The organism is Coleofasciculus sp. H7-1 (assembly GCF_057473865.1).
Genome location: NZ_JBYCCT010000040.1, coordinates 96,074 through 121,062, shown reverse-complemented (window position 1 = coordinate 121,062; position 24,989 = coordinate 96,074). Strand labels below are relative to the sequence as shown.

27 protein-coding genes are annotated in these 24,989 nt (G+C 46.8%); 10 read left to right on the top strand and 17 right to left on the bottom strand.

All coding sequences use genetic code 11. The annotated features are described in order from the left end of the window. The first annotated feature begins 297 nt into the window (after positions 1-297). Positions 298-828 (top strand): DUF2243 domain-containing protein, encoded by a 531-nt coding sequence (locus tag AC2VDX_RS10940; protein WP_378179726.1) that lies wholly within the window; start codon positions 298-300, stop codon positions 826-828. Between the two features lie 30 nt (positions 829-858). Here AC2VDX_RS10940 and AC2VDX_RS10935 read toward each other — a convergent pair whose 3' ends face one another. Beyond that, complete coding sequence (locus AC2VDX_RS10935) at positions 859-2,154, bottom strand: ATP-grasp domain-containing protein (protein WP_378179728.1); 1,296 nt, start codon at positions 2,152-2,154, stop codon at positions 859-861. A gap of 470 nt (positions 2,155-2,624) precedes the next feature. After that, entirely contained in the window at positions 2,625-5,777 is a 3,153-nt protein-coding gene (locus tag AC2VDX_RS10930; RefSeq protein WP_378179732.1) for a plasmid replication protein, CyRepA1 family, read from the bottom strand. Positions 5,778-5,891: 114 nt separating this feature from the next. Here AC2VDX_RS10930 and AC2VDX_RS10925 point away from each other — a divergent pair, with 114 nt between their 5' ends. Beyond that, positions 5,892-6,092, top strand: a complete 201-nt coding sequence (locus AC2VDX_RS10925; protein WP_378179734.1) for a hypothetical protein — start codon at positions 5,892-5,894, stop codon at positions 6,090-6,092. 18 nt (positions 6,093-6,110) lie between these two features. Here the strand turns inward: AC2VDX_RS10925 and AC2VDX_RS10920 are convergent, their stop codons facing one another. The 3 genes from AC2VDX_RS10920 to AC2VDX_RS10910 all read right to left on the bottom strand — a co-directional run bounded on the left by AC2VDX_RS10920 (position 6,111) and on the right by AC2VDX_RS10910 (position 9,358). Next, positions 6,111-7,682 carry an adenylate/guanylate cyclase domain-containing protein gene (locus AC2VDX_RS10920; protein WP_378179736.1) on the bottom strand — a complete coding sequence of 524 codons (1,572 nt, stop codon included), beginning with the start codon at positions 7,680-7,682 and terminating at the stop codon, positions 6,111-6,113. 894 nt (positions 7,683-8,576) lie between these two features. Beyond that, positions 8,577-9,053, bottom strand: a complete 477-nt coding sequence (locus tag AC2VDX_RS10915) for a universal stress protein (protein ID WP_378179738.1) — start codon at positions 9,051-9,053, stop codon at positions 8,577-8,579. 113 nt (positions 9,054-9,166) lie between these two features. After that, positions 9,167-9,358, bottom strand: coding sequence for a hypothetical protein (locus AC2VDX_RS10910; protein WP_378179741.1), 192 nt, complete (start codon positions 9,356-9,358; stop codon positions 9,167-9,169). A gap of 76 nt (positions 9,359-9,434) precedes the next feature. Between AC2VDX_RS10910 and AC2VDX_RS10905 the strand changes: the two genes are divergently transcribed. Next, a complete protein-coding gene (locus tag AC2VDX_RS10905; protein WP_378179744.1) occupies positions 9,435-9,659 on the top strand; it encodes a hypothetical protein in 225 nt (74 codons plus the stop codon). Positions 9,660-9,731: 72 nt separating this feature from the next. Here AC2VDX_RS10905 and AC2VDX_RS10900 read toward each other — a convergent pair whose 3' ends face one another. Then, the gene (locus tag AC2VDX_RS10900) at positions 9,732-10,178 is read right to left on the bottom strand and encodes a hypothetical protein (RefSeq protein ID WP_378179747.1); all 447 of its coding nucleotides are present in this window, start codon (positions 10,176-10,178) and stop codon (positions 9,732-9,734) included. A gap of 517 nt (positions 10,179-10,695) precedes the next feature. Here AC2VDX_RS10900 and AC2VDX_RS10895 point away from each other — a divergent pair. After that, on the top strand, positions 10,696-11,067 hold the full coding sequence (locus AC2VDX_RS10895) for a hypothetical protein (RefSeq protein ID WP_378179750.1): 372 nt from the start codon (positions 10,696-10,698) through the stop codon (positions 11,065-11,067). On the opposite strand, the gene AC2VDX_RS10890 is transcribed toward AC2VDX_RS10895, so the two are convergent. Continuing rightward, positions 11,028-11,375, bottom strand: coding sequence for an antibiotic biosynthesis monooxygenase (locus AC2VDX_RS10890; protein ID WP_378179753.1), 348 nt, complete (start codon positions 11,373-11,375; stop codon positions 11,028-11,030). The two genes, AC2VDX_RS10895 and AC2VDX_RS10890, sit on opposite strands and share 40 nt — an antisense overlap. On the opposite strand from AC2VDX_RS10890, the gene AC2VDX_RS10885 reads away from it, so the two are divergent. After that, positions 11,374-11,496 carry a hypothetical protein gene (locus AC2VDX_RS10885; RefSeq protein ID WP_378179756.1) on the top strand — a complete coding sequence of 41 codons (123 nt, stop codon included), beginning with the start codon at positions 11,374-11,376 and terminating at the stop codon, positions 11,494-11,496. The two genes, AC2VDX_RS10890 and AC2VDX_RS10885, sit on opposite strands and share 2 nt — an antisense overlap. Here the strand turns inward: AC2VDX_RS10885 and AC2VDX_RS10880 are convergent. Both AC2VDX_RS10880 and AC2VDX_RS10875 read right to left on the bottom strand, forming a co-directional pair. Further along, positions 11,493-12,230, bottom strand: coding sequence for an LmeA family phospholipid-binding protein (locus AC2VDX_RS10880; protein WP_378179759.1), 738 nt, complete (start codon positions 12,228-12,230; stop codon positions 11,493-11,495). The genes AC2VDX_RS10885 and AC2VDX_RS10880 overlap by 4 nt on opposite strands. Positions 12,231-12,968: 738 nt before the next feature. Then, positions 12,969-13,235 carry a hypothetical protein gene (locus AC2VDX_RS10875; RefSeq protein WP_378179762.1) on the bottom strand — a complete coding sequence of 89 codons (267 nt, stop codon included), beginning with the start codon at positions 13,233-13,235 and terminating at the stop codon, positions 12,969-12,971. A 274-nt stretch (positions 13,236-13,509) separates the two neighbouring features. Here AC2VDX_RS10875 and ccmP point away from each other — a divergent pair, with 274 nt between their 5' ends. The 3 genes from ccmP to AC2VDX_RS10860 all read left to right on the top strand — a co-directional run bounded on the left by ccmP (position 13,510) and on the right by AC2VDX_RS10860 (position 15,903). After that, positions 13,510-14,151 carry a beta-carboxysome protein CcmP gene (gene ccmP, locus AC2VDX_RS10870; protein WP_378179765.1) on the top strand — a complete coding sequence of 214 codons (642 nt, stop codon included), beginning with the start codon at positions 13,510-13,512 and terminating at the stop codon, positions 14,149-14,151. A gap of 117 nt (positions 14,152-14,268) precedes the next feature. Then, positions 14,269-15,120 (top strand): pentapeptide repeat-containing protein, encoded by an 852-nt coding sequence (locus AC2VDX_RS10865; RefSeq protein WP_378179767.1) that lies wholly within the window; start codon positions 14,269-14,271, stop codon positions 15,118-15,120. Positions 15,121-15,219: 99 nt separating this feature from the next. Further along, complete coding sequence (locus AC2VDX_RS10860) at positions 15,220-15,903, top strand: SDR family oxidoreductase (protein ID WP_378179771.1); 684 nt, start codon at positions 15,220-15,222, stop codon at positions 15,901-15,903. Positions 15,904-16,130: 227 nt separating this feature from the next. On the opposite strand, the gene AC2VDX_RS10855 is transcribed toward AC2VDX_RS10860, so the two are convergent. Next, the gene (locus AC2VDX_RS10855) at positions 16,131-17,237 is read right to left on the bottom strand and encodes an alkene reductase (protein WP_378179774.1); all 1,107 of its coding nucleotides are present in this window, start codon (positions 17,235-17,237) and stop codon (positions 16,131-16,133) included. Between the two features lie 226 nt (positions 17,238-17,463). Continuing rightward, positions 17,464-17,835 (bottom strand): thioredoxin, encoded by a 372-nt coding sequence (trxA, locus tag AC2VDX_RS10850; RefSeq protein ID WP_378179777.1) that lies wholly within the window; start codon positions 17,833-17,835, stop codon positions 17,464-17,466. A gap of 401 nt (positions 17,836-18,236) precedes the next feature. Between trxA and AC2VDX_RS10845 the strand changes: the two genes are divergently transcribed. Then, positions 18,237-18,617 carry an ArsR/SmtB family transcription factor gene (locus AC2VDX_RS10845; RefSeq protein ID WP_378179780.1) on the top strand — a complete coding sequence of 127 codons (381 nt, stop codon included), beginning with the start codon at positions 18,237-18,239 and terminating at the stop codon, positions 18,615-18,617. A gap of 82 nt (positions 18,618-18,699) precedes the next feature. On the opposite strand, the gene AC2VDX_RS10840 is transcribed toward AC2VDX_RS10845, so the two are convergent. The 3 genes from AC2VDX_RS10840 to AC2VDX_RS10830 form a co-directional block, all read right to left on the bottom strand. Next, positions 18,700-19,116: a nuclear transport factor 2 family protein gene (locus AC2VDX_RS10840; protein WP_378179783.1), complete on the bottom strand. Its 417-nt coding sequence runs from the start codon at positions 19,114-19,116 to the stop codon at positions 18,700-18,702. 218 nt (positions 19,117-19,334) lie between these two features. Beyond that, on the bottom strand, positions 19,335-19,478 hold the full coding sequence (locus tag AC2VDX_RS10835; RefSeq protein ID WP_378179786.1) for a hypothetical protein: 144 nt from the start codon (positions 19,476-19,478) through the stop codon (positions 19,335-19,337). Between the two features lie 109 nt (positions 19,479-19,587). Continuing rightward, positions 19,588-20,121, bottom strand: coding sequence for a CAP domain-containing protein (locus AC2VDX_RS10830; RefSeq protein ID WP_378180007.1), 534 nt, complete (start codon positions 20,119-20,121; stop codon positions 19,588-19,590). A gap of 683 nt (positions 20,122-20,804) precedes the next feature. Here AC2VDX_RS10830 and AC2VDX_RS10825 point away from each other — a divergent pair. After that, positions 20,805-21,113, top strand: coding sequence for an RNA-binding regulator (locus AC2VDX_RS10825; protein ID WP_378179789.1), 309 nt, complete (start codon positions 20,805-20,807; stop codon positions 21,111-21,113). Between the two features lie 93 nt (positions 21,114-21,206). Here the strand turns inward: AC2VDX_RS10825 and AC2VDX_RS10820 are convergent, their stop codons facing one another. The 3 genes from AC2VDX_RS10820 to AC2VDX_RS10810 all read right to left on the bottom strand — a co-directional run bounded on the left by AC2VDX_RS10820 (position 21,207) and on the right by AC2VDX_RS10810 (position 24,821). After that, complete coding sequence (locus AC2VDX_RS10820) at positions 21,207-21,605, bottom strand: hypothetical protein (protein WP_378179792.1); 399 nt, start codon at positions 21,603-21,605, stop codon at positions 21,207-21,209. A gap of 347 nt (positions 21,606-21,952) precedes the next feature. Beyond that, complete coding sequence (locus AC2VDX_RS10815; RefSeq protein WP_378179794.1) at positions 21,953-23,167, bottom strand: DUF790 family protein; 1,215 nt, start codon at positions 23,165-23,167, stop codon at positions 21,953-21,955. A 130-nt stretch (positions 23,168-23,297) separates the two neighbouring features. Beyond that, positions 23,298-24,821 (bottom strand): DEAD/DEAH box helicase, encoded by a 1,524-nt coding sequence (locus AC2VDX_RS10810; RefSeq protein ID WP_378179797.1) that lies wholly within the window; start codon positions 24,819-24,821, stop codon positions 23,298-23,300. Positions 24,822-24,989: the final 168 nt, after the last annotated feature.

The following is a 24,989-nucleotide window of genomic DNA, read 5'->3' as shown; positions in this document are numbered from 1 at the left end:
TCATTTTCCCACTTCCGGGGAACTTCAGAGGAAACAGCGCTACAGAGCAAATAACCCGGTTTGCCGTCTGAAATAGCACCCGTCACCGAAGGCGCTCGCCTGTTTGGTCTGGTGCAGTATAACTAAAGCATAGACGGTGTTAGACCGCTCTAATTCGATATAAATTGCCACTTTTGAAAAGTTATACTTATTCACTGGGAGTAGGCTTCTTCTACCCATAGTAAATATGAACAGCACTCAAAAATTCGTTTTAGCTGGGAGTGATGTACGCGCTGAGGTTGTTACGGAGGTTTTGTCATGACTTCAAACCAAACTACATCTAAGGTGAGTAGTCAAGAAAATTCTTCCATACATCAGCGCGATCGCCGCCCTCTGATTGCGGCTGGTATTGTGTTAGGAATGGGTCAGGCTGGATTTTTTGATGGGATTGTAATTCATCAATTATTACAATGGCACCATATGTTTTCCAGTGTTAAAACTGATGCTACCGTTGCCGGTTTGGAACTAAACACTCTCGGTGATGGTTTGTTTCATCTGTTTGATTGGTTACTGACCTTAATTGGGATTTTTCTGCTTTGGCGAGCCGCAAAACAAAGTAATTCTTTGTCAGCATCAACCTTCATTGGCTCCCTATTACTAGGGTTTGGATCGTTCAATCTTATTGAAGGAGTCATCGATCATCATCTTTTAGGCATTCATCATGTCAGAACGGGTTCGCATACATTCGTTTACGATGTTGGGTTCTTAGTGATTAGTGCGTTGATTGCTAGCGCTGGTTGGATAATATTGCAATCGGGAAAATCGGATGGAAATGAAGCTGAAACCTAGAAGATGATGCTTGAACCAATCCATTAACGTTTAACTGAGTAACTGCAATCCTTTATGCTGTAAATTCTGCTCGATGTGCTGCATATCTTCGGTCGTCTCTCCAGCAACAATACCGTAAATTTCGGTGTAAATCTTTCCGTATTTAACCTTCTCTAAAGCCGACAAGATCGTAAAGTCCTTGCGCTCCAGTTCTGGTTTCAAGGTGACAAGAATAGAGTCCAATGTCCCATCCATCCGATAATCACTGGAATATTTAGCTACCTCTTTTCCCAGTCCCAGTAAAGTATGACGCTGCAAGCAGAGTGGAGTCGAGCCATTCACTCGAAAATTGGCATCGATTGCATAAAGTTGTCCGTCTTTATCTTCCAATACATCAAAGCCAATCACGCCGAAATAACCCTGTTGATGAGCATACTTACCAACAGCAGCAATCATCTCAAAGAACTTGCTCATGTCGGTTTCGCGGTAGTGAATGAGTCCCCCTAAATAGTTGCCTTCTGGAGTTACAATTTGGGTTGTAGTGCCAATGAGCGTAATCTCTCCCGCCTTGCTAACATAGAACTGCACGCAGGAGTTCTGCACTTCATTCTTGACGAACTCCGAGACAATAATCGTATCCACGAACTTAATATCAAGGTATTTCCTTAATTCCTGCAAGCAGTAGTTCAGTTCGCTGGGGCTTTTGATAATATAAGTGCCTTCTCCTGACAGTCCGTGGGAGGTTTTGATCAAGTATGGGAATTGTGGTAATTGAATGTCTTTCAGGCTAAAGGCGTGCAGATTGTATGTTTCATATTTTGGACATTGTATCCCCAGATCGGCTAGCGTTACTTTGCTAAGCAAGCGGTAGTGGGTGTCCGGATTGACGGCGTGTTTTTCAGGTTTGAGATGATCGAAGGGAAATAGAGTGATAAGTTTATCAAAGCGATCGCTCAGCGACTCTTCCGGAGTATCCCTCTGGCTGAGTTCATCCAGATAAGTTGAGCGGTCTATCCTCTCTATATTGGTGTAGCTGAAGCCAAAATGCTCCCGCCAATAGTCAATCAGCGCGTCTGGTGGCGAACTGACGATCACCCCAGGAATGACATCGCCTAACACCGCCAGATTTTTCCAAGGTTCCTTCTGGCAAATTTTGTCGAAGGAAGTTTTGGTGGCTTCACTACTACCGTCTTGAATAAAGTATTTTTTCTTGTTAGGGTAAGCAGCCCAACTCGCTGTCGCCGGGTAATTTAGGATAAATGCATACCGTGCATCTACGATGTCTTGAGCAAACAGATCGGAAAGAGAACTCCCCTGAAAGTATTGAAAATCGTATGTTGAGTTCATATAAAATTACCCCAAAGAAGCAAAAGCAAAAGTAGGCTGCACAACAAACCATCAGTATTCTCTCAACAAACCAAACGGCTTTGTCAATCAGTTGCACTCATCCCTGCGTTAGCGTAGATAAGCCTAAGGGAAACTCTTGCTCAACGAAAGTCGGGTTTGCCTATCTACTCGATAGCGATCGCTGTGCCTAGCGGTTGCAACAGTTCTCAACAAGTAAATTTTACCTGTTGCTTGTTCCCTGTTTTACATTAATCCTTATAGGATGTCTTACCTGCACTTAAGGAAGAATTCTGTATGAACTAAATTTGTAACTTTGAATACAAAAGCTTTTAAAATAGCTGTTTTTTTCATCAATGTTGCTCGCCGTTCCTCAGTTTATAGCAATCCTATTTTATTTGTAATATATTTTTTTGACGAACCGCCAAGAACGCCAAGAACGCCAAGAAAGAAAAAGAAGAGAATTTTAGAAATCACTTAGGATTGCTATATCGCTGGGAATGAAATAGCGCTGGTTTGCATGGGGTGCTAAATCTTTCAGCTTTCAGGGTGAAAACTTTATCATTGGAAACACTCTTCCGCATTAATCCTTCCCTGGAACGCCACGCTTCAAAGATTTCGCTTCTGCCATCATCAAGAGTTTTTGAGTCAATTTTATAAACTTTTATTGGATTTTTATACCCATCATCTTTTCTTTTAAATGACCTTAGTTTTAATCCTAGTAAATTCAAAACTTTGCTAAGCACTTTTATGCAACTTAGACGCTCTTTCTCTGTTTCCATCGGAATGCTTATTCCGATAGCTCGTTTAATGTGCTTGCTGCACCTGAGTGCAGTAGCTTTGAGTTCAATTAAGTCTAAATCAGTTTCTTGAAATTCACGATCTGGATGGATAAATTGTACTACTCCTAACGCTCTCAACGCCTCAATCTTTAAAGTGTAAGTATTCAAATCTGGCAGAAAAACTTTACCCTCGCCTCTTTCTAACTGCTGATGCCATTCTTGTTGATCTTGTAGTTGTAAATACTCGCTTTCGTGAGTCAAATAGTAGTGAACCAACAACTGTGAATAATATCCCCGATCGTCCCGCAGCTTTAATTGGGGAGTCACTTCTACCCCATAACGCTGTTTCAAGATGTATTTTTGCACTTGATTTCGCTCTTCATCCGTTAAAGAACGTTTGGTTAACAGACGCTCATATTCTCTGCGATCGATATCTGGAGAATTAGCAACTGCACTGGCTGCTTGTAATTCAATTTGATTCCTAATTTTGACAATTTGATGCTTGATAGATTTAGCTTTTTGGCGACGATCTTCAAATTCTTGTTGAATTTTAACAATTTCTCGAACCAGCTTTTTAGACGTTTCCCAATCACAAGGAGCTGCTGCTAAAAGTGCCATCCGTAGCTCTCTGAGGCGCTCATGGGGGGGAGCATCACTCATGACATTCACCTGATGTCCTTCAGCGATTAATCCTTCTAACATAGATTGACGATACAGGGTAATCGAAGCATTTACTCTAGCTGCAAATTTCGCCCAAGTTCTTAGGTGAATGAGGTCATAAACTAAGGGCAAATCCACATCAACTGGATGAAGCGGACTCATCAAAGCTAGGTTTTCTTTCTGATTTTCCTGGTACCAATGAGACAGTACCCGATAGTTCTTACTACCACTGCCAATCATGCCAATGCCTCGTTTAGCACACCAAACAATTCGCGGTACGCTCTGACGGACTCTGGCTAATGCTTGTCGGGCTTCTGAGTCTGGAATTACCCCTTGAAAAATACCATAAACACGGTCGAAATGTTCCACATCAATGCTGACTCCTGTACCCAGGCTAGGAGTCACAAAAACTGCGTCATAGTCTAAGGCTTTTTGATTGATGGTTTCAACAAAATTGACCGCCTCATGACCGGGAGTGTTGGTTGTTTGAGAACTGACTACTAACGTCTTGGGGTATTGTCGAAGGAACTGTTCTAGACGTTGTTTGATATAGCGCTCGATGGTTTCTGAACTGTAACGCCCAGAACGACTATCGGTTGTAACATAACACTTTCGTCCGGCGATCAGATCGAGTTCCAACTGTTGAATTAGCAGGGTTGGATTTGGGGTGTTGTGGAAGGTGACATCCCAGCCAGTTTCAGGCTTCCACTCATTCAATACAACCCACGGCTCAATTTTAATTCCTGCTAGTCCTTTCAGGTAGTCTAGGGAAAGGTCTGATAAGTCAGCATCTTGGGCAATAACCAAACCGCCAGTTTGCAGCACAGTGGAGATTAGCTGCTGGAAGACTCTTAATATCTTGATTCGCTTGTCTTTACAAGTGTCGCTGTTGAGGAGATGCCATAAGGATTGCTCAACTTCATCCAGAATCACGATCGCGCCTTGCCAATGTTCTGGGTTCAGCTTCCAAATGGAATCAATACAAAGTCCTAAAGATGGGGCAATGGGTAATAAGTTATGGGAGTTTTTCTCCCGCTTTTCGAGTGTGCGGTGATTAATCCAATTCACTCCTATTTTTTCGCACAAGAACTGCCCTAGTTGGATTCTATGGGTGAGGAGCAGAACGCGATCGCCTCTATTTTTCGCTTCTTGGATCAGCGATACAAGTGCGGTGGTTTTTCCGGTTCCTTTAGCAGACTTGATTCCGACTAATCCAGAGGTGGGAAAAGGCAATTTTTCCAGGTAGCGACGGTTGAGGGTGAGTGCTGGGGAATAGGTTAACTCGGTGTGGGGTTTGCTTTTGGCAAGGTCAGTTTCTAAGTTGACACTGGCTTCATAGACTGTCTGGAAGGCGGCAGCGCCTTGGGCGACAATAAAATCATCAACGCCTTTTTCTAATCCGGGAAGCCGGATAATTTTGACAGGGCAATTTTGTTCCTCTAACAGTTCGCCCAGTTGAGTTTGCGCGTGATTGACTGCCTTGATAGTCTTGGGTTGAGTTTCGTAGTCAAAGCAGATGAAAAAGGTGCGCTTGAGTCGAGTGAAGGCGAGAAGGTCTGGAATTAATTGTCGGCGTTGGACATTGCCTTGAAAGTCTTTGGTGACGCGGTAGCCGCTAGTAATGCCCGGTAAAGCGATCGCAGCATATCCTTGCGTTAATAAAGCAGCAGCTTTTTTGGCTCCCTCGCAAAGGATCGCCGGAATTTTCATCTCTAGCACCCACTGCCAAAATCCCAGCGCTTCTCCAGTTTGAGCGATCGCAATCTTCTCTGGCATGGGGACGCCGTAGCGCGATGCAGTCTGCTGCCAGATATGAAGGGGCACTCTCAGACAAAAAATCCGTGTCGGCGTGCAGGGAGGATGCTCGTACTTGATGAGTTTACCCTTTTTGTCCGGCTTGGGATGGTTCGGCTTATAACACCCCCACTCCATCAAACGCCAATGGTTGAGCGGGTCTAGTCCCGAACACCACCAGCCTCCTTTCGCCCCATGAGCATAGCGATGCAGCCACCAACTGCTCACCATTCCAGTATTCGTCCGGGGAATGCGATCGGAGATCAACAAATACTCATAAAAGGCGTCTCCTTCCAATGAGATGAAGTTGAGCAAAGCCAGATCGCGGTCAATGCCGCTGTCCAAGGCTAATTCCTGAAAGTGTTTGGGGTTTAGATTGGGTGGATGCATTTGGAGGAGTATAAAACTCTTGAGACATCAACGGATCTAAAACCGTACCACGAACCAGCCGATTAAACAGATGAAGCGTGAAGGCATAATTCACTGACAAAACTCCTGAAACCATTGAAAAAGCGTAACTCCTCAGTCCTCACTCCTCAATCCTCAGTCCTCAGTCCTCAGTCCTTCTTCCTCCCTCCTCCCTCCTCAGTCCTCCTTCCTCCCTCCTCAGTCCTCCTTCCTCCCTCCTCAGTCCTCCCTCCTCAGTCCTCAGTCCTCAGTCCTCAGTCCTCCCTCCTCCCTCCTCCCTCCTGTTTCGGTCAGTGAATTAGGCGTGGATGCCGACTATTCCTTTAGGCAATACACAATAATCGGGTGGGGTTGCCCCTTCACTTGCTGGGGAGGCAATTCTTGGGTCGAAATTGTCGAGGGTGAGGGTAATTGCTTGTGAGTCGCCGCACTCAGCAGCAACGGTTTTCCGAGTTCCTTGGTCAAAGATTCGATCCGCGAGGCGACGTTCACCGGATCTCCGATCGCAGTGTACTCCAAGCGCTGGGGCGAGCCGATACTGCCCAACACCACAGACCCCGTATGAATGCCAATTCCCATTGCTAAAGGAGCTTGCCCCTGTTTTTCTAGGTCGCTATTAATAGATTGCAGGCTGACGAGCATTTGTTGAGCCGCTGCAACAGCCTTGGCAGCATGATTGTGTGGGTCATCTCCCACCCCAAACAGCGCCATAAATCCATCCCCTAAGAATTTGTTTACCATCCCCCCATGCTGCTGCTCAACAATTTTTACCATTTCAGTCAGGAACAAGTTCAGCATAGTCACGACTTGCTGGGGAGAGGAAACAGCGCATCGGGCTGTAAAGTTGCGGATGTCAGCAAATAGAATCGTTAATTCCTGCTCGACTCCGCCTAAGCTGGGATCGCGCTGGAGAATCTGTTGAGCGGCTGTTTGACCGACATGACGACCAAAGGTTTCTTGCAAGCGTTGCTTCTCTCGCAACTCCTCAATCATGTCGTTAAAGTCATCAATTAAGGGACCAAATTCGTCGGCTCGCAGCAAGGTAAGGCGAATGTTGAGGTTCCCCGCTGCCACAGTGCGAGCCGCCTGCTGTAGCATCTCTACTGGTTCAACGACTAATTGACCGACCATCCAAGCACTGGTAAACCCGAAGACCATACCCAGCCCCCCGACGGATAAGGTGAACCAGGGATCTGGCGTTGCGGATGCACTATAGGTCAAGCTTAAAAGTAACAGCGAAGCGATGGGGCATACTCCAGCCGATACTGCCCACATGAGTCCTCGTTGCCGAAGCGAGAGGGGAAAAGCCCCCGGTGTTTCAGCCGGGTGAGCTTCTTGAAACAGCAAGGGGTACAACAGTCGCTGGCTTAACAGCTCAACGGTAAAAAAACCTTGAGGGATGGCAATCAGCGCTGCAACGATCACCGAAATCGGCAGGTGCAAGAATACGCGCGGGTCGAGCGTTCCCGGAGCATAATTCAGGGCGAGTAGAAATACGGGAATGCACAACAGCCAACCGATTCCAGCCACAAGCATTCCCCACCACGGCAGATTAATCGCTCGTTGTCTCGCTTTAATCAGATGTTCGGCTCTCAAGGTTTGGCGGTGCAGTATCTTCTGTAAAGGGCGCTGTAGCGACAGCACGATCTGCACCCATAGGAACAGAGCGATTGGGTAGACTACGACGTTATAAACCAAGAGAGTATTGACAAATACTCTATTCTGAGCAGGAGTCAGCAGCGATTGAATCTGGGTCAGGTTGTACCAGATATTAAATGCACTGCCAATCAACTCGGCAGCGAGTGGCGCACAGGCAATCATCCCTAGACGATAAAGAATGAGCCAGTCCAATTGACTCCTATCAACCAATTCATAACGGGATGCCATGCAATCCTCCTGCTTGATGGGGAAAGCCAATCGTTGTTGGCATGGTTTCACACAGAAGCGATCGCTTCTGTGCTTCTGGTTTTACCGATTCCTAACGGCAATGTGCCTTACTCATCATTGTGCGAAAAAGGTAGGGATTTCGGTGATTTCTTACCACTATGCTTCACGAATTGGGCTGTCTCCGGGGCATTTTGCGATGAACTCACAAAATGAGTCAATTTTTCTAGTCTGGGAGGAATTATTGAACAGCTACTATTTCATACCCATTCACTGTTTTAAGGTTACGCTTAATCTTGTTCTGAACTTCCCTTTTTCTAGCGCAGTGGTGCGTAAGCGCCAGGGTTGGGGGGAGCTGATGTGTAGACTCACAAAAGTGAAATGGTATCCAATAAAGTATTTATCTTGTTGGCGACAGCTTGTTTACGGAATGCTTCGCCTCTATGAGATGCCAAGATGAATCCAGATGCTTTGCCATAGGGACACGGCATTGCCGTGTCCCTACACCCGATGCCAATCGCATTTCACAAAAAAGCCTTCTTTATAGAAGGCATAATCTCACTGATGAGTAAGCAGTTCTTGAGTGGTAGATAGATTTATATATAGCGATTGTTCAAGGCTGGTTTCCAGTCGCTTTTTTGAGTGAAGCTTATTTGAGGTAGCTCAAATGAGTGACACTCAAGCGATCGCTCACTAATAAAAATGCCCTCTCATCTCTTCTGCTGAAAGGGCATCGTCTAACTGATGGGTGTGAGAAGGGTTTTCACCATGCTTCTTAAAAACAAGCATAAGTCGTGAATGTGACAGGGGTATGACAAGTGAATAACAATGCTGCGATCGCTTTTGCTTGTTTTGCCTTCGTTCCCCTAAAACACCCTTCCCGTGCCATTTGGGAACTTAACGATGCACAACCAGAACCGAGCAGGAGGCATGATGGAGGACGTAATTGCTGACACTACCGAGAACTAACTCACCAATCCCAGAACGACCCCGACGCCCCATTACGATGAGATCGGCACCCCAAGTTTGAGCTAAGTCACAGATGTTTTCACCTCGACTGCCAAGGCTTTGGGTGAATTCGGCACTGATTCCTGCCTTCGTTGCTTCATCTACACGCGATCGCAGTAGCGCTAAGTATTGACTTTCAAATGCATCCCACTGCTGTCGATAGTCGCTTGGGACATCATCGCGTCGCCAAGGATAGTAGTCCAGACCGGGCATTCCTGGAATCCCTGGACTGCCCTCTTCATTCGCAGATAGGACGTGCAATAGCATCAGACTGGCATGAAACGCTTTCGCTAAGGATACGGCTTCATCAAAGACTTGCTTGCCGATTTCAGAGCTATCCATTGCCACGAGAATTTTGTAAAACATACACACCAGTCCCTACCTGTTTTTGTTGCCAGAATGCAGCACTTCTTGACCAGTGAAGCCTGGATGTCTAGCTCTCCTTGCGGTTCGGACTATGACTACCAGTTCCTCCATTATCAGGGGTGCAGATGATACTCTTTGATCAAATTAGTCGAGGCTAGCAACTGGTCTAGCGCTTTGGTCGCCTTGTAGCCGAGGACTGGCTTTCCCAATGAAATCAGCGTCCCGCAACGATCGCCTGCATTTCCTTGAGTTCCTCCCGGTTCCACTGGTAGGGTTAAAACATACTTTACTATAATTAGCAACACTAGCAGTAGTGGAGTGAAGGGGCTACACTCAAACTAGCATTGCTCGTGGCAGCACTCTTCGCGCCGAGGTCTGAAAATGGTGAACAATAGCGCGATCGCTTTCAAACCCTACACCTCACCCAAACTGGTTGAGCAGTTTCCGGTTGGGTGTCGAGTCAGGCGCTTGGACTTTTGTACGGAAGGGGTAGTGGTGAAGTACGAGGCAGGCGATCGCATAGGCTATACAACGGATGATGGCTGGTATGACTTTCCTCATCATTCCCAGCTCAAACGGATTGATGAGGATGAGGTGGATTGGTAAACAGCGTGACTCTTTGTGCGCTTTCCTATCGCCTCTACCCAAAAGAGTCGCTATAGGGTTTTTGTCGCCACTTTAATGGCTTAGAAATTGTTGGATGTAGCTAGCCAAACTTTGTTGTAATTCCCAGTCAGTGCTAGGAATCGGAGTTAAATAAAATCGCTGTCCTGATAAAAGCGTCAGACTAAGCCGGTAAAAGCGAATTCCTCCCAAGTTGGATTCTTCTACTTGAACGCCCGTAATCTTGTCAATTGAATAACCCGTTACTTGAGTTCCCAACCAGCCTTTTTGTTTGAGAATTACTCGATTGAGATGTTTGTCAAATCGGCAACTCTTCACCGGACTTCCAAACATCATCAAGTTAGCACAAACAATACAGAACAATCCAAAAAAATCAATAGGCCAATTGGAAGAGATAAAAACAAGAAGCCCTAAAACAGCGGTAAAACTGCTCAGCATCCAAATGCCAACTGGGCGTTCTCGCAGTGTGAGTAATGTAAAAGTTTGCTGAATTACCTTCATCGGTTTAGTCGTGGATGCGATCGCACCTCAAGAGCAGATTTGTTGCTATTGTCCTAGGTGACGTTTGGGTCACGCACTGAAGCTGCTGTGAGATCCTTTCAAATGCGTAGCTAGTAGGTTGGGTTGAGATGAGCGTTACCCAACAAATGCTGATGTTCTGTTGGTTTCGCTGTTGCTCAACCCACCCTACGCTCTTAGGACTTACGCAAAGTTTATGCATATAGCATTTTGTAGGGGCAACCACAGGGGGATTGCCCCCATATGTGGTGATGTTGCGTAAGTCCTGGCTCTTTGAATGCAACTCGCATGACATGGTAACGCCACAAGTTTAATTCCCACCAAGCCTTCCCGCTGGCAAATGTGACGTGCCTCACACCATCAGTGCGAAGCGCATCACGAACGATTTCATTGTTCTGTCACCTGAATCGCTTTAAACAATCACTTTTGCTTGCGGGTTGAATCACGACCCGCCACAGTATTTTCACTGATAGTAAGGGCATCGAGTTCCCGTGCCCTAATGATGCTCCCATCCAGTCAACCCCAATTCTCAGTACCATCCAACGCCGCTGATACTGACATTAAAGAAGTTCCCAGCCAATATAAAGGCTGGTCAATCAGTACAAAAGTGATTGATGGAAAGCTATGGTTGCGTTGGCAACATCCGCAAGAATTCTTCCCCCAGTTCGGGTGTCCCGTAAACGAAGCTGGTCTTGCCTCAACCATCAGCCATGTGCGATTCTTGATCGATCTAGCCATCAAGTTGGAGTCAGAAGTGCCAGCGAGAACGCCTTTGACATCAAATGACTCAAATTTCTCCGACCGGATAGAGCGATCGCTTTTTCGGGTTGACTATATGGATGGAGATTCACCACTTTCATTTATGGGCTGAATTTCACTAACGATTTCATAAAAAGCAGTGGTCGGCGGTTTCTCAAACAAAGGATTCATCTGATTTAATATGGCTTGATAAGCCTCGCTTTGATTAGCTTGCATATCTTCCACACTCTCCCAAAGAATAATCGCGATTCCTCGGTCAGTCCCCGGTTCTTGCAGTAAGTACGACCCCTTAAAGCCTTGCGTATAGGTTGAGACAGCTTTTTCATAGAGTTGCTCAGCCTCATCAAACTTGCCAGGTTTGAATTCTCCAATCGCAACATAGGCAAATTGGTGCTTTAGAAAATCTTGAAACTCTGTCATGGCTTCCTCCTTGAAGCTGGGGTTATCGCGGTTTTCAGATGCGCTACGTGCAGGCGGAACTAATGGGTTGAACGGAGAACCGCTTGCTTATGCGATCGCGCCCTCCATCCTCGATCGTTAATTGGGAATTTGCTTGACGTAGGCTTCGGTATAAAGGGTTAAACTACCCTCTTCCACATACAGCTCCTTAATGCGGATTGCCATTCCTTGCAGGTCAAAATAGGGTAAGTTCGCCAATTCTCCTAACTTCTCCATCAAGGCGATCGTGAGTTCCAGTGAAATCCCTTCTCCAGGATTGCAGCTAAACCCCTCCAACAAGATTGGCGTTGAAGAAGTGCGCGGACGCACTACGGCGGCGAAACCGACTTGCCGAGCCTTATCCACGTCATGCAGTAGCATCTTTCCACTGAATTCCATCTTGCCGTCACCCGGCAGATGCATCTCCAGTTGTTGCGGTTCCAAGGTCACGATTTGACCATCCGCATTCAACTCCATGCTTTGAAATTTGCTGCGGATGTAGTCTGAGCTTAAAGCGCGGTTAATATCTTGTTCGGTGAGTACAACACGGGCAGTTGCATCTAGCGGATGGTTTAGCTTAATCTGACCGAAAATCGCGTCAAAGAGATTGATCGCAACATTATCGGCGTGCAATTCCATTTCCTGCACGCGGATATCTTTCTGAATCGCCAGACCCCGACCTTCAACCGAAACTGAATCTGCCTGTCCTTGCGCCATCTTCAGCAAATCGGTTCGGACATCTACATCTATGTTCTCTGCGTCATCCAGCAGGCTAGATAGCCCCATTTCCACTGCCTGCGAGAGCGCCTGTTCCTCTAGCCGTGGCTCGTCTGTCATCGGTGCTTAATCTCAAAAAGTGTTCTGCTACTGGTTACTCTAGACGCTCATCACTCAGCAGCGTATCTACATCCCGGAATAAACAAAATGTAACAAATCATCTAGTCCAATACTTTTCGGATCGGACACTCCCTTACCCCCAACCCCTTCCCTGGTAGGGAAAGGGAGCCGGAGCCATCTTCAAAGCCCCTCTCCAGCCAAAAAAATTTATTCCTTTTCCCTCCCCTTGTAGGGAAGGGTTAGGGAGAGGTCTGCGACTTGTGTGTACACGGTAGTCTTGTAGGGAAGGGTTACGGAGAGGTCAAAAGCCCCATCAATTCGCCATCATCAGGATTGCCACCTGCTTATCAGTCCAAATGTGTCGTTTCTGGAGGCAAGATAAGCCCTGAATCTGAAGCTGTAGTTCGTTGTTGAGGGATTTTGGCGGACATGAAAAAGCGCTTGGGAGTCTTGCCGTGTTTCGACCCCAAACGCTTTTTCTTTTAAACTCGCTCCTCACACAAATAAAGAATATCGCTTGTTCAATCGAATCAATCCTCTAGTACGTGACACTTTATTAACTGACACGCGCCAGACAAAAATCTTTACATTACGGTTGATAGCTGACTAGATGAGGCAAAATCGATCGGCGACTCAGATATTAAAGCTTGTCTCTAGGCGATCGCTTTCTTGTAACGTGACACACTCAATACATCCCAGCTTACCTAAGCGTCGGTCATCTTTCCAGATTTAGGAATTTCAGGTGTATTCAATTTGAAGGAAAACCGCCAGAACTCCGAGAATTGCCACCCCAACAATGGTTTCCCGTTGCTCATCCCAAAGACGGCGCAAGCTATAAAAAACATAGGCGAATGTTGCACGGCGTTCTCGTCCTAGTTGCGCCATCAGCAATTGAACTTTAGCATCTACCTGTTCAATCGAGACTTCGCCCTTTTGATAGGCAGCTTCTAGCTCATCTAATTTGCGCCAATATTCTTTTGTCGCTTCCCAGAGATTAGGCATCATAACTTAAAGGTGTATTCTTTTATCGTTAACTTATGTAAATTAAGGTAACGCGCCTGCCTGGGTAGTTGTGTCTATAAAGGGGTAGAACCCGATGGTCTATAAATAGGTAGAACCCTGGTTGCGTGAGTCTTCAGGTACCTAAACGCGATCGCGCCACCTGAAGACTCTCGCTTCCCTGACCGGCTGACCAGACGCAGTTTCTGGCGATCTGAGATCGCGGTAAACTCAGATGTTGCACCCGATTCCTTTTTCCTAACCTCCGGAGATAATCACCTTGGGCATAGAACTACGCAGTTACGTATTTCTAGACAGCTTGCAGCCTCAGCACGCAGCTTACATGGGGACGGTAGCGCTAGGGTTCTTGCCATTGCCAGGAGATACGTCGCTGTGGATTGAAATCTCACCGGGCATTGAAATCAACCGGATTACTGATGTCGCCCTCAAAGCTGCCTCTGTACGTCCAGGGGTGCAGGTAGTCGAACGACTGTATGGGCTACTAGAAGTGCATTCCAGCCGCCAAGGAGAGACGCGGGCGGCAGGCATTGCCATTCTGGAGGCGCTGGGAGTTGATCGAGACGAATGTCTCAAGCCGCACGTCGTTTCTAGCCAGATTATCCGCAACATTGATGCTCACCAAACGCAGCTGATCAATCGCACGCGCCGAGGACAGCTACTTCTAGCAGGACAAACGCTTTATGTATTAGAAGTTCAACCTGCCGCTTATGCAGCGCTGGCGGCGAACGCGGCGGAGAAAGCGGCGGCAATTAACATCTTGGAAGTTCAGGCTGTGGGAAGCTTCGGACGCCTCTATTTGGGCGGAGAAGAACAGAATATTCTGGCGGGTTCTGCGGCGGCGTTGGTGGCGCTGGAAAGCTTGCCTGGTCGTGAAAATCCTGCTAGTTGGCGTCAAGAATAGCTGAAGGAGATTGATGACGAGGGAGAGATGGGGAATGCGATCGCTTTCTTTGAAAGAAAGCCACTTCAGATTACAGTCAATGCGTTAGCACTGGTGGATTAAGCAAAGGAAATCCAAATGGCAAATCTAGAGCATCTTGCACTACTTCAGAACGGTGCAGTGAAATGGATTGAGTGGAGAAGGAAAAACCAACAAATAGAACCAGATTTGAGCGAAGCCAACCTCACAGGGGTGAACCTCAGAGGGGCAATCCTCACAGGGGCTAATCTGAGAAGGGCGAATCTGTGCAATAGTTTACTCATCGCCGCTAACCTCAGTCATGCTAACCTCAGCGATGCTAACCTCCACTCCGCTTCCCTGATCGAAGCTAACCTGAGTAACGCCAACCTCAGCATTGCTAACCTGAGCAAAGCCAACCTCAGCGATGCCGATTTGGGCAATGCGAACCTGATCGGGGCTGACCTCAGAGGCGCTAACCTAAAAAGAGCGAATCTAAGTAATGCGAACCTGATCGGAACCGATCTCAGAGGCGCTAACCTTCACAAAGCCGATCTCGGTGCAGCAAAGCTGACGAGAACTAACCTCAGCGAAGCTAACCTGATTGCAGCGAACTTAATTGCCGTCGATCTCAGTAATGCTAATCTTCACGACGCTGAACTAATTGGAGCTTACCTTTACAAAGCTGACCTGCACAAAGCAAACTTGATCGAGGCTCACTTCAATGATGCTTATCTCTTCAGGGCTAACCTCAGCGAAGCTAACATGACTCAGGCTGACTTCCGATGGGCTAACCTCAGCAAAGCGAACCTCACCGGCGCTAATTTGAACAAAGCAAACCTTAGGGGCGCTAATCTCACCGGCGCTAACCTCACCGGCGCTAACCTCACCGGCGCTAACCTCACTGGCATTAACCTGACGCGGACTATACTCCAAAAGGCAATGATGCCTGATGGCACAATTCACCCTTAGCTGGCAATTAAATTTGGGGTAGTAGAAATGCGAATAATTGCGTTTCCACGTCTGACCATTCCAAAATCCCAAATCTAAAATCCAAGATTGGTATAACTTATGAAAAAACTGATCGTAATTACAGGGGTAAGTCGGGGTCTCGGTCTTGCCATGACTGAAAAATTTATTGAGCTGGGGCATACAGTTTGTGGGTGCGCCCGTTCAACGGAAGCAACACAGAACCTTAAGCGCAAATTTGGAACGCCCCATCATTTTGCCAGCGTGGATGTTGCGGACGAACCTCAAGTGAAAGCCTGGGCTGAGCAACTGTTAGCTAACTACTCATCCCCCGATTTATTAATTAATAATGCCGCATTAATTAATCAACCCGCCCCACTTTGGGAAGTCGATAACGAGGAATTTTCTCGACTCATTGATGTAAATATTAAAGGAGTCGCTAATGTAATTCGCTACTTTGTTCCAGCCATGATTAAAAACAATAGTGGCATCATTGTCAACTTGAGTTCAGGTTGGGGTCGTTCCACCTCGCCTGAAGTTGCACCCTACTGTGCTTCCAAGTGGGCAATTGAAGGATTAACTCAGTCGTTGGCTCAAGAATTACCTTCGGGAATGGCGGCGATTCCCCTCAACCCAGGCATTATTCATACCAATATGTTAGAGATTTGTTTTGGAGAAGAGGCGGCTGCTTACACAGCGGTGAAAGACTGGGTTAAAAAAGCGGTTCCGTTTTTACTGCAAATGACACCAAAAGACAATGGTGTGTCGCTGACAGTTCCTTCATAACCTTCTTACGCAGTTAATCTAAGAACGAGAATTAAAGACAGAAATAAACTTAGATACCCGACTTCTTAGAGAAGTCGGGTATCTCGCCTTCACGAACCATTTAGGACTGCTATATTTCGGTTTAAGTAACTTGTACAAGGCGCGAATGCTTCACCCTCAACCTAAGAACCCAAGCATCGTAAGAGAAGGGTTGGGGAAGAGGTTCTATGTAAAGAAACTAAATCCACTCAAGCCGTCTGTAGTTCAAGGCTTGGATAGTCGATATATCCTTTCTCATCGCCACCGTAAAAGGTGGCGCGATCTGGCTTATTTAGGGGAGCATGGAGTGCAAAACGTTCTGGCAAATCTGGATTGGCAATATACAGCCTGCCATAAGCTACCAAATCCGCATTACCAGAAGCCAAAACAGCATTCCCTAAGTCGCGGTCATATCCTCCCGCTGCGATTAAAGTCCCCTTGAAGATAGGACGGAAGTATTCGGTAAACAAGCCTCCTGTAGAGTTGTCGAGGGTAGTATTACCATCGGTTCTCGGCTCAACGATGTGGAGATAAGCGAGGTTAAAACGGTTGAGTGAATCAGCTACATAACTGAACAAAGCAGATGGATTCGAGTCGGACATACTATTATATGTGCCGCTTGGGGAGAGGCGAATTCCTACCCGTTGTCCACCCCAAACACTGACTACCGCTTCAGTCACTTCCATCAAAAGTCGGGCGCGGTTCTCAATTGAACCACCATATTGGTCGGTGCGTTTGTTCGTCCCATCCTCAAGAAACTGGTCAAGTAGATAACCGTTGGCACCATGAATTTCAACCCCGTCAAATCCAGCAGCCAAGGCATTTTCTGCCCCTTTGCGGTATTGTTCGACGATTTCTGGAATTTCTTCTGTTTCTAAGGCGCGAGGTGTGACGAAGGGTTTTGGCCCTTCAAGAGTGATCGCTTCACCTTCGGGTGCGATCGCGCTGGGTGCTACTGGCAGTTCTCCTCCTGGTTGCAGTGATGGGTGAGAAACCCGCCCAACGTGCCACAGCTGTAAGAAAATCCGCCCGCCATGAGCATGAACTGCATCTGTCACCAGTCGCCATCCTGCTACCTGTTCTGCTGAGTGAATGCCTGGAGTATTCGCATATCCCTGTCCTTGAGGCGATACTTGAGTGGCTTCTGCGATAATTAACCCCGCCGACGCCCGTTGTGCATAATAAGTAGCATTCATGGTTCTGGGAACATTTCCCGCTCCCGCACGCATCCGGGTTAACGGAGCCATCACAATTCGATTGGGAAGTTCTAAGGAACCCAGCTGAACAGGTGAGAAAAGATTGACATTCGCGCTCATTGGCTTAATCTCCATTGGAACGACATTACAGTTTTTGATTGCACAACGCAGACATCAGAAACTCTAGCAAGCTAGTGTATGAGTGGCGCGTATGATTACCCGAACCGCAAGCAAACTGGACAGTTACAGGACGGACTTACGCATAAGTTATGGAAAAACGAACCGCGAAGGACGCAAAGTACACGAAGGAATAAGAGTTTCAGAGAGTTCTTGCGTAAGTCCTAAGTTAGTTTATCGCCACTTGCTTTGTGGTTAAGTTGTTCTGTGGAAGTAAAGCTTTAAGTTTGTCAGCAAGCACTTCCAAAGCAGCTACGCCAGTGGCTCGATCTACCACCACACCATCTTTGAAGAACAGAAGCGTGGGAACGGCTTGGATGTTGTATTGTGTAGCGATGTGTCCATAGTCGTCAATATTCAGCTTGCCAACCTTGGCAATTCCTTCAAAATTGGCAGCTAATTCTGCAACCAATGGGTTGAGCATTCGGCAAGGACCACACCAAGCTGCCCAGAAATCTACCACAACTGGAACTTTACTTGCTAGGACTTCGGTTTCAAAGTTGTCTTTGGTCAAGGTGACATATTTAGCGTTGTCTGACATGGTTTCCCGCCTCCTTCAGGCTGTAGATCAACGTGAGGGGAATGCCAGCGGCTGTTGCAGGAAGCGCATTGCATCATTATCATGCGATCGCGTCCACTCAACTCGCTGCTAAAAGTTACCAATCTGGTTTCATTCCCCTAAAGGGTTTAGTAGTTAAACAACCATTTGATTAAATACTAGAACAATCTTTCCCTAATAGTCAAGTAGTTATTTAACTATTTCATTACTGAGCGCCAAGACGTAAAATAGAAGTAAGACGGTAAATTTTAGCCAACGGCATAGATCCAGAGCGTGAGACACGCCTGTACCGTCGTTCAACCTTCTGTTAGCGTTGACATCAGAGTAATCGCAGAGTCCTGCTGGGGCTTGCTCGTGGCTTCTTGTACTAACCCCTACTTCCCATGATCGATAACAACAATAGCGTTCAACCGCCCTCTGCGTCTCAAGCTGCCGTTCGGGACATAGAACTTCGGGCTAAAATCTTTGCAGCTCTCTCCGATCCTACACGCTTGAGGATTGTGGAGATGTTAGCTTCTTGTGAGGAAATGAGCGGAAGCGAGATAGCCAATCACTTAGGGATTAGTTTAGCTCTCTTCTGTCACCACTCCAAGATACTGGCGGAAGCGGGGTTAATCCAGATCCGAAAAGAAGGTCAAACCAAGTACAACTCGCTGAAACGGGAGTTACTGCTTGATTGCTTCGCCAGTTTTACGCCCAAACAGCTAAAAACAACCAGTGAAAATAATCCTAAAGATGCTAACGCGATCCAACTCAAGCCTTGATTCCTCTTCTATTTTCTCTAATTAATGTAGGCTAGGCAAAAGCCCGACACAACGAATTGATGCAAAGTTTTTCAGCATTCACTTAAAATTGGTAACGACGCTCTTGTTCTTGAATTGGGTAGTCATTAGCGCTCATATCGCGCCTTTTCATCAGCCCATCAGCGTCAAATTCCCAGTGTTCGTTTCCATGAGTGCGGAACCATTGACCAGTCTCTGCATCACGCCATTCATACTCAAAGCGTACAGAAATCCGATTATCTGTGTACGCCCACAATTCTTTCATCAGACGATAGTCCAGTTCTTTTTCCCATTTGCGCTTCAAAAACTCTTTGATGGCTTCTCGACCTGTAAAAAATTCGGTACGATTTCGCCATTGAGAATCAACTGTATAGGCATTAGCCACTCGTTCAGGATCGCAAGTATTCCAAGCGTCTTCGGCTGCTTTTACTTTGGCGAGTGCAGTTTCTTTAGTAAATGGGGGACGAATTGGGGATGACATTTTGAGATTCCTCCTGTTAATTGACTTTAAGTGAATAGAATTGGGATGAAGTTTAAGTTTATACAGATGTAGTTTATACAGATGTAGGTTGGGTTTCACTATCGTTCAACCCAACGCCGTACAGGGGTTGCTGGGTTTCGTTCCAAGAGTCCAGCCTAGGGAATTTTGTACACTTGAATTGAGAGATTTTTAGGTAAATTTTTGTAATTGAGACGATGCTAATTTTCTGCCAGTAGAAGATTCGGTTGGCTGTGGGAACCAGGTGATAAGTGGGTAAGCAGCGAGGATGCGATCGCAACATTGTCATCTAATAGAGGTAGAACTGTCACATTCGCTGAGTACGCTGATAGTAAGAACTGCAAAGTTCTACTCCTCACACCATTAGATGCAGCTCTCTTGTTCAACAGGCAAGAGGGCTTTTTCCTTAATTACAGCACTTCCAGATCGTCGTCAAGCAAATTGCGATCGCAATTACTTGAATAAATCTTTGGGTGAAAATTGCGATCGCAAGAATAACTGCGTAATGTAATAAGTGTTTCCTTGCCGCCAAACTCCTATACCCGTCTCGGCGTATTCGGCTTGCAAAATATTTGCACGATGTCCGGGACTATTCATCCATCCCTGGACGGCTAACGGCACGGGTTGGGGAGCATTAACACTTTTAAACAAATTCTCGCCGACTACCCAGTAGGAGATTCCCCCAGCCCGAACCCGTTTAGCCAGAGTGCTGCCGTCTGGACTAACGTGGTCAAAGAAGTTCTCACGAGCCATCTTCTGACTGTAATTGCGAGCAACCCGTGCTAATTTTTCGTTGTTTTGAAGTGGATTTAAGCCATTCTGCTGGCGGACTTCATTGATACGCTGACGGACAGAGGCTTCCATCTGGGCAATGGTGGAGGATTGAGCGGCGCTGTTAGGCAATGCCGGTGCTTCGGGTACATCCTGTCCAGGCAATTGCCGCAATAAATCTGCGGTAGGTTCGCACCCCACCAATCCTAGAGCCATCGGTATCCAGAATATCCAAGCTATCCCTGGTAGTCGCTGACGCCCGATTGCTGTCCTTGAATTTTGAGCGGGTATGCTTCTGCTGGTTGCTGTTTTAGTTTGTTGAATCTGAATCAATCGAAAAATCCTTTTGTGATTAATCGCTGCTGGCATCAGCCATCTTATCTTTACAATTTTTCTGGATAAATATGGTTAATTCCATAGAACTTACGCAGAGATCCCCCTTGCATCCCCCGATAAATTGGGGGACTTTTGCGGTTCCCCCCAATTTATTATCCACGGGTTAACCCCCTTGTTTGTTCTTGAGGATACATTTTGTCAGCACTCAGCGCTGTCCGTTTCACTGGAAAATAGGGCTATAGGAGCGGGGTTTTCTCGCCCATGCTGGTACTTAGTCTTTTGATGCGATCGCGCACCGCTATCCTGGGTTAATTGGAGAGAAGGGGAGAGAAGTGCCGCTGCAAGTGCGCGATCGCCTTTTCCCACCACATCATCCTGAATATTGCGTTTTGTAATACTTTTCTGCCGCTTTTACAGATAAATTTATAAGATGCTATCATCTCAAAGGAGAGTTGATTCGGTTGCAAGGTTTTGTTTTTATTGACTGGCTTTTTCGTCTTGGTCTTAACAGACTTCTCTCCGAAATCTAAATCTCTACATTCCTATGATTTTGGAGACGATCTATGTCTATTTATGTAGGTAATCTGTCCTACGACGTTACCGAAGCCGATCTGACCGGAGTTTTTGCAGAATATGGTTCTGTAAAGCGGGTTCAGCTACCGACTGACCGCGAAACAGGTCGTCCGCGCGGCTTCGGCTTTGTGGAAATGTCTACCGAGGCTGAAGAAACGGCTGTCATTGAAGCCCTGGATGGTGCTGAATGGATGGGTCGTGACATGAAAGTGAATAAAGCCAAGCCCCGCGAAGACAGAAGTCCGTCTGGTGGTGGTGGTGGCGGTCGGAGAAACAACAGTTTCTCTCGTCGCTACTAAAGCATAAAGTGAAAGCCCCCAGAAACGGGGGCTTTTTTATTAGGTCAATGGAGGGCGATCGCACTTTCTTCGCACTCCAGACAGGCGGAGAGTCTAAGGTCTTCGGGGATTATTACACTGCGGATTAGGATTATTTAAACATAACCAAATTCCTGGCGTGAGATTGCTGTTATTCGTAGTACTTGTGGGTGAAGGACTGGCAGGTTCGGGACTGGCTTCGGGACTAGGTTCGGGACTAGGTTCGGGACTGGCTTCGGGACTAGGTTCGGGACTAGCTTCAGGACTAGGTTCGGGACTGGCTGGCGTGTCTTGAGCTAATAACTCTTGGCTACTCGCAGTTAAGTCAGCGCGATCGGAGTCACTAACAGAATTGGAGTGATTATTAGGGCTACTAATTAGTGCAGTAGCTGGAAAACTCAGCACAATTCCAGCAGTCACAATCAACATCATGCCAACTCGCGTTTTAATTTGAGTTTTAATATCTCTATTCATCGGTTTCTACTTGGTTTCTCCTAGAATCGGGATGCACTTGATTAAAACTCATTCCTCTGTAATCGTCTTCCTACTTCCGATAGAAGTATAAGTAGTGTCTACTCAATGTTTGCGTAGTGGGCACTACTTAATAAGATTCGACTAGAGCTAAAACCACCAAAGTTAGCATTTGCAGAACTTACGCAAAGCTTATACATATAGCGTTCTTGTCGGTTCAATTTCCCTGTAGTTGCCCTTACTATGTCGCGCAAGTTGCGTAAGCCCTGATTTGTTGGTTGCTGTTACTCAACTAACCTACAACTATTATTTTTAACAGCAAGCGTATTGGTACTTATGACGACTAGATATTAATCCATTGCCGCTAACACCACCTTGGGTGCTAATTTATCTTTAAACCAAACAATTCTTGCCGGTACATCGTTCAATTTGACACCGGCTTTCTCCAAATTTAGCCTTTCCGAAATCGCTAAGATTAAGTTATCGCATTCAGCGCGACGCACCTGAGAAAACTTCTTTTGTAAGTATTCGGGACGCCAGTAGCCGACAATTTCTAGTAAGAACGTGCGACCATCGGGATGCACTAGGCGAAAGTCAGGAATCATCACACTGCCTGGAATGGGGATAAGGTCAACTTCTCTTTCTAATACCCATTCACTTTTCAGCGAGTCCCAGCGGTCGGCAAAAGACGCCTCTAACATACTGTCATAAGGCTTACCGGGTGGGTAGTGGGACACCAAACCACACTCAGAATTCAGCGTAAAGCGTCCGGTTTTCCAGTTGCCAGTGAAGGCGTCGCGGTTTTGCAGCGTGGCGCTCAAGCTCCATTTAGTCACGTGGAGTAAAGCTGGGAGGAGTTTAGCGATCGCTAACCCATAGCGCGTACTCGGCTTAAATAAACTGGTAGGGCCATCCACAGTTATCGTGAAGCCGTGATCCGCATCGCCCTCAATATATGCCATCAGTTGAAATAATTTGAGATAGCGGAATAACAGCTTATATTCGCCCGGAACGTTGCGGTGAGCATTCAGGGTAATTTGACTAGCACGATAGAAGACACCCTGCACCTGGGATAAATTGTAGCGGTGCAACAAATTTTCAGGCGTGGGAGCGTCAAACTGTGTGAGGATGCGATTCTCGGCTAAATCTGCGTAAAGTCCCAGGCGAATTTGACTTGCCAGCACTTCTCGATCCAGTTCCTGGCTGAGTTTGTCAGCTAATAAGCTTAGTGTCTGCACCGAAGCTTGGGGACTGGGAACAGATTGAGCAGCCAGCGCAAAGACTCGTTCCCGCAATTCCTGCGGTTCCAAGGGACTAACGACATCAAACGTACATAAACTGCTTTTAAGAATGTGGGCAAGTCCCCGCCTCAGACGATAATCAGGACTATCTCCTTCTAATTCCTGCAACTGGCGATCGAGTTCCCCCTGCGTGCAACCCAGCGCCTCCTGAAAACAGGTAATGAGAGCGGATGCAATCCCCAGATTCTTATCATCAATATTCAAGCGCTTCGGGACAATTGTCTCGCCATTTTGACGGTGGATTAAAAGGTCAGTAGGTAACATAAAACGGTATATTTTTTTAAACGCTCTCGATACGCGCTTTCGGTACGCAAAGATAGGCTTATACTCTACGCAACTTTGCGTAATCTTTGGCGCTACGAAAGCGTTTAAAAATGCCCAACCTAAATAATTATCAATCTTCTTTCCATTTTTCTGAAGACTCCGCTGCTTTTTTGGTAACATTAGACTTCCCGCCGTAAATTGTAGGTGGAGACGGCAAAATCTCCAATTGCTTATCTTTCTCCTCCTCTCTTCCTCTGCGTTCTCTGCGCCTTGGCGGTTCGTTTCTCTTATCTCCCCGCCGCCTCTGGGACGTACCTTCTTCGCTAGTATTTTCCGCCACCACTTCATAGAGAATAGCGCGTTTATTTTTATCTTGACTTTTCCGCAAAACCCGTCCCATGCGCTGAATAAACTCACGCTGCGAACCTGTGCCCGATAAGATAATTGCTACGCTAGCGGCGGGGACATCCACACCCTCATTTAGGACGTGGGAAGCGATCAGAGTTTTGTATTCTCCCTCCCGAAAGCGGGTTAGTATCTCGTGGCGTTCCTTCACCGGCGTTTGATGGGTAATTGCTGGGATTAAGAAATCTTGGGAGATGCGATAAACAGTGGCGTTATCAGCAGTAAAAATTAGAATTCGTTCTGCGTGATGTTCGGCGATCAAATTGGTGAGAATTCGCAGTTTGCCGTCTGTACCCAAGGCGATATCTTTCGCTTCCCGGTGGGCTAACATCGCACGGCGTCCCGCTGGCGAACCTGCACTTCTCATCACAAATTGCTGCCAGCCTTGTATGCTGCCTAGAGAAATATTTGATTCTCGCAAAAAGTTGTTGCGGAGTTGAATGAGCTGGTTGTAGCGATCGCGCTCTAGTTGCGATAACTTGACTTTAATCTGCACGATCTCATGCTCAGCGAGTGCCGAACCAGAAAGTTCCTCTGCTGTTTTGCGGTAAACTTCGGAACCAATGAGAAGATTTAGATCGGCGTGTTTGCCATCAGAACGCTCAGGAGTGGCACTGAGTCCCAGTCGGTAGGGAGCGATCGCATATTCGGCAATCACCCGATTAAAATCAGTCGGTAAGTGGTGACACTCATCAAACACGAGCATTGCATATCGATTGCCCAAGCTTTCGGCATGAATTGCCGCACTGTCGTAAGTGGCAACCAGAATCGCTGTTTTATCCCGCGAACCACCTCCCAACAATCCCACCTCTGCATCCGGAAAAGCCGCCGTCAAATGAGCATACCACTGGTGCATCAAATCCAGTGTCGGCACCACAATCAATGTACTGCGCGGTGTCGCCTGCATCGCCAGTTGAGCCAGATAAGTCTTCCCAGCCGCCGTAGGCAGCACCACCACACCCTGACGCCCCGCTTGCTTCCAAGCCATCAGCGCCTCAGTTTGATGCGGGTAGGGTTCCATTTCCATGCTGGCGACGAGTTCCAACGCCTGAAAACCCTTCGCCTCGTCGATAAAATTTGTTTCTTCCGCTTGCAGTGCTTCCACCAGTTGACGATAGTGAATCGCCGGAATGCGGAACTTTTCCACGCGATCGTCCCAAGTAGCATATTCCACCCAAGCTTTGCCCCTAGGAGGCGGATGCAATATTAAAGTGCCGCGATCAAAAGATAAAGTAGGGCTACGAGCCATTATTTTTTTAAATTCTCAATCCCCCCGCTAATTTTAGGAGAGTTAATGCACAATGCGATTGAATCGGGCAGTAATTGGAGCTTTCCCCCATGAAAGGATGAACTCATCGGGGGTAGCAAAGAGAGGCTCCCAACCTCACCAATTGTTACAGTATTGTGCAATCTTGGG